The organism is Stenomitos rutilans, from assembly GCF_059505485.1.
In genome coordinates this window covers 1-3,805 of the sequence record NZ_JCACKR010000052.1, presented here as the reverse complement: position 1 = coordinate 3,805, position 3,805 = coordinate 1, and the positions used below count along the sequence as shown (strand labels likewise).

The 3,805-nt window shown below is 50.3% G+C and carries 6 protein-coding genes; 3 read left to right on the top strand and 3 right to left on the bottom strand.

The annotated features are described in order from the left end of the window. Window positions 1–33: 33 nt before the first annotated feature. The 3 genes from AC5JLP_RS08985 to AC5JLP_RS08975 form a co-directional block, all read right to left on the bottom strand. Entirely contained in the window at window positions 34–258 is a 225-nt protein-coding gene (locus AC5JLP_RS08985; protein WP_496067595.1) for a type II toxin-antitoxin system RelE/ParE family toxin, read from the bottom strand. Further along, a complete protein-coding gene (locus AC5JLP_RS08980; RefSeq protein WP_496067594.1) occupies window positions 249–521 on the bottom strand; it encodes a CopG family ribbon-helix-helix protein in 273 nt (90 codons plus the stop codon). The genes AC5JLP_RS08985 and AC5JLP_RS08980 overlap by 10 nt, the downstream gene beginning before the upstream one ends. 119 nt (window positions 522–640) lie before the next feature. Continuing rightward, complete coding sequence (locus AC5JLP_RS08975) at window positions 641–967, bottom strand: hypothetical protein (protein WP_496067593.1); 327 nt, start codon at window positions 965–967, stop codon at window positions 641–643. Window positions 968–1,103: 136 nt separating this feature from the next. Between AC5JLP_RS08975 and AC5JLP_RS08970 the strand changes: the two genes are divergently transcribed. The 3 genes from AC5JLP_RS08970 to AC5JLP_RS08960 form a co-directional block, all read left to right on the top strand. Beyond that, window positions 1,104–1,901 (top strand): hypothetical protein, encoded by a 798-nt coding sequence (locus AC5JLP_RS08970; RefSeq protein WP_496067592.1) that lies wholly within the window; start codon window positions 1,104–1,106, stop codon window positions 1,899–1,901. Between the two features lie 15 nt (window positions 1,902–1,916). Next, the gene (locus AC5JLP_RS08965) at window positions 1,917–2,438 is read left to right on the top strand and encodes a hypothetical protein (protein ID WP_496067591.1); all 522 of its coding nucleotides are present in this window, start codon (window positions 1,917–1,919) and stop codon (window positions 2,436–2,438) included. A 53-nt stretch (window positions 2,439–2,491) separates the two neighbouring features. Continuing rightward, window positions 2,492–3,805, top strand: a 1,314-nt coding sequence (locus AC5JLP_RS08960; protein ID WP_496067590.1) for a hypothetical protein, incomplete at its 3' end; no start/stop codon positions are given.

Here is a 3,805-nt window from a genome sequence, read left to right as displayed (position 1 = left end):
GTGAATGAGCCTCTCTACTCTATCAAGCCCACATCAGATTGACGCACTACCAGCTGTTTTACCAATTTTGGGAGTTATCAGTTCTCTGGTGCCAAAAACTCGTCCCGGTTTACCCAGGTTGGGCATTGAGGAAAGCCGCTTAATCAATTGTTTTAGCCGAGAAGCGACCGCTTTCGCTGCCTCTGGGTCGTCTTCAGCGATGTAGGCACGAATAGCTGCTAAATCCTTTACTGCAAGCGAAAGAAATACTATGCGCATGGAGCAGGCTTTTCATCCTTCGTTCCCCAGGTATCCAACCACGCATCCACTGCTTCACCCTCTACCCATTCGGCTTCAGGACTGTCCGCCAACGCGACCGCTTCTTCAATCGTTTGAATTTGCCAAAGGTGTTGCTCAATGTAGAAGGAGATCGCCTCTGCTGCCAGCCAGGACTTACTACGCCGAGTACTCTGCGCTAAAGCATCCAGCTTGTCTTTTAAGTCTGGAGCTAATCGAATGGTAAGGACTTCACTTTGAGCCATTAGTGTTCTCCAAATTTCCCCCATTCTAGCGTAGAGAATACAGTGTATACAATGTATTCGTTATGTGAGTTCACTAGCTGCGATCGCCCTCGCCACCCTCTCAAGCCATCAAACACGCTTTAAAAGGATTCATCGGGTTCGTAATAGCGCCAGTTGTAGCGGCGCGATCGGTTGCCACTGTCCAACTTATCGATCGCTCCTGGATCACCATTCAAAAACTCGCCCAGATCCTCATACTGGCTGGGATACCAGGAGCCAGAAGTCGTGGTTTTGGGTTCATCAGGTAGCACCATACTTTCCCCAGGTTTCAGATGGGCAAAGCGCGGGTGACATTCATCTTGAGTCCTGTCATCTGGGGTCAGGAGTTCTTCGCTTTTATCATCGGGTTCTTGATCATATTCCTGAACCAGCAAACCGTTCTCCAGACGCTTAATGTACCACGGCATTGTTATCCTCCTTGCTGTTCAATTCAAGAATAGCCACCTGGCTGATTTTGCCATGGCTGCTTTGTGTAAACGTCAAAAAACAGTCTAACGCTTTCTAAGTTAGATGATAGTACGTTTATATCATGAACCGTAGGTAATGGATCTGACCACGCGGGTCATCGAGGGTTCCGGTCTCAGCATCCCGATTTTTGATGGGGCGCACAACAACGGGAAGGGACGGTATTTGTCGGAGCCGGAGATTATTAAAAACTCCTTGCTGGAACAGATGTTTGAGCCAGAGGAGTTGCAATCTCTGCTGCTCGTAAAAATTGACAATCGTAATCCTGATGCAAATCATCTGCGGGCGCGCAATTTTGCCGATGGCACTTCGCGGCGGCTCACGTTTAGTTCTGGCAATAGCTACTATTTTGCAGATGACGAATTGCGTAAGAAGATCCGGCGATTATTTGCGACAGAGCCGGATACTGCCTGTCGGTATGGTTCTCTATTAGTGAGTAACTGCTACAAAGGGTCTGACACGTTGGAGAACCTGCGGGTCAAAATTGTGGATTTCAATGACCCGGAGTATTCCCACTACAAAACTGGCGATTGTCACGGTAAGATTTCACCGCAGCTTGCGCGTCAGCTGGGGGGTGAGCAGAACTGTCCGTTTCAGTTTCGGTTTGCCTGGAGGAAGCAATGGGCAGAAGGAAGCGAGGAAAATTGTCCGCGTGTCAGCTTCTTATCTAAGGGAACGCTGCTGCCCGATGCCCGACTGACTGATGCAGAGGGCTATGACATCATCATGGATCGATCGTCGATCAAGGGGATTAAAAAAGCCCGATTGGACGAGCTGGTTCCGTGTGGAGATTATGAGTTTCCGCGAGCCGCCATAGGCAACCGGGGCAATGCCAGAGCTACCAGTTACGACAATAGCTGGCAATTTACCATCTAGTATTCCGAGGATGCAGTGCGGCAGGATTTGAAGCAGCCGACTGAGGAAAAAGCCAGAGTTTTAGCAGATTTACAGCGGAATCCTTTGGCACTGGCACGATACATTGTGCAGGAATACGACAAGGAACAGCAACGGCGACAGGAGCGGTCGGAAGAAGACTTTGAGGATGAGGATGGTAATGCCAACAGTCAGGTGCAGGAATCTCGCTGGATTTCACTGCTAAGAAGCGACAAATATGGGCAATTGGTTGAAACGCCCAAGTTTCGGAAGTTTGCAACGGATTATGTGGCAGGTAGATGGCGAGATTTAGCGATTAAGAGCGGTTACAGCCATAGTTCTGGTATGGCGATGCCATCGGATGACTTACCGCGTGGCACGGTTTGTGTGCCTCATCTGCCAGAAGGCGATGTGATTCTGACCCGCTACCGTTCGCGAAGCGTTCCGCCTAAGCGGAAGTCGTTAACTCAGACAATATTCGCCTCTACCGCAACAGCCACGACCCGGAACTCAAAAAAACCCGCAATGTCATCTGGATAAATCCCAAAGATGCGGAGGAATATCACCAGGCAGACTTCGATGGTGATCAACTCATGGTTAGCTCTGCTAGCCAGTTGCCTAACCTTGCCAAAGAAACGCTGCGAGCGGGCGAGCCAGGACGGTTTGAGGCAGTGAAGCAACGCCCTAAGCTGGCTTATACCGAGGTTGCCACTGACGATGGTGGCTCAAAGTATCAGAATCTGGCTCAGATTGCAGCTGCGGCGAATCAGAATAAGGTAGGTTTGGTAGCAACCAACATTGGGCGGGTGCAATCGTCGATGCCGGGGGAAGGGGAGAATGTCGCACGGTTTGAGCGCCGTCAACGCAAACTGCTTAACCGTCTGTTTCAAGCACTTCAGGTCGAGGTCGATTCACCCAAAAGTGCAGAGCGATTGGAGGATATCAAGGAGATCGAAGGGGAGAATCTGCTTTCGGATGCAAAACGCTGGTCAGAATCTCATCCCAGCCACTTTTTTGACTTTAAGAAGGACGATCGCCTCTATCGGAGCTTTGCGATGCCTGCCGATGCTCCTGGCTCGATCAATGTGCTTGCCAGAGAAGCCGTCAACCCTTTGTGGGAGCCGACCCGCATTCGGAGCCGCGATCGCCACGAGTTCCGCTATCTATTTCCGAAAGATGAGTTGTCTGTGGATGCGTTGGAGTGGGCAGAGGAACTGAAGACTCGCTTCCAGCAAGCCAGAGATGAAATTCAGGAGCGGGTTGGGGAAGACCGGGATGCTTTCAATGAGGAATTGGGCAAGCTTTACGACAGCTATCGAGCTGAAATTAATGAGTTGTTTCCGACGACCGAGGAGCGGTTTGAGGGAGCCGCTGCACTCTGGTATACCCAGCACACGCGCCCGGAAATGGATCGGCATCGTCGGGATTGTCTGGCATTGGCAGAGCAAATGGATATCACCTTTGCCCTTCAGCATGGCTATGAAGTACCCAGTGAAGCGCTACCCAGAGATGCTCATGTATTGAGTGTACCGTTTGGGTCGGATGCGATTCGGTGGAAGGAAACTTTAGAGCAAAAAGGTATTCAATTTGATGCGATGATTCATCCGCAGCTACCGATGATTGAGTTTGCGCTCAAAGATATTCCGCCCCGCTTGGTTGAAAAACTGGAGGCGAGGTTTGGCAAGAATGTTAACGATCTGGATGAACTTCGTGTACCTGATGATTTGCGGATTATTCCTCCCGCTGATCATACTTGGGCGGAATCTCGGCAGGATTCAGGTGTGGGGGCGCTGGCATACAACCTGTTGACTGAGGAAGTTTGTCAGCAGCTTCAGGCATTTCAGTTCGATGAGATTAGAACTTACGCATTGACAAAAAGAGTGAAATGTGGTGACTCTAGGATAGTC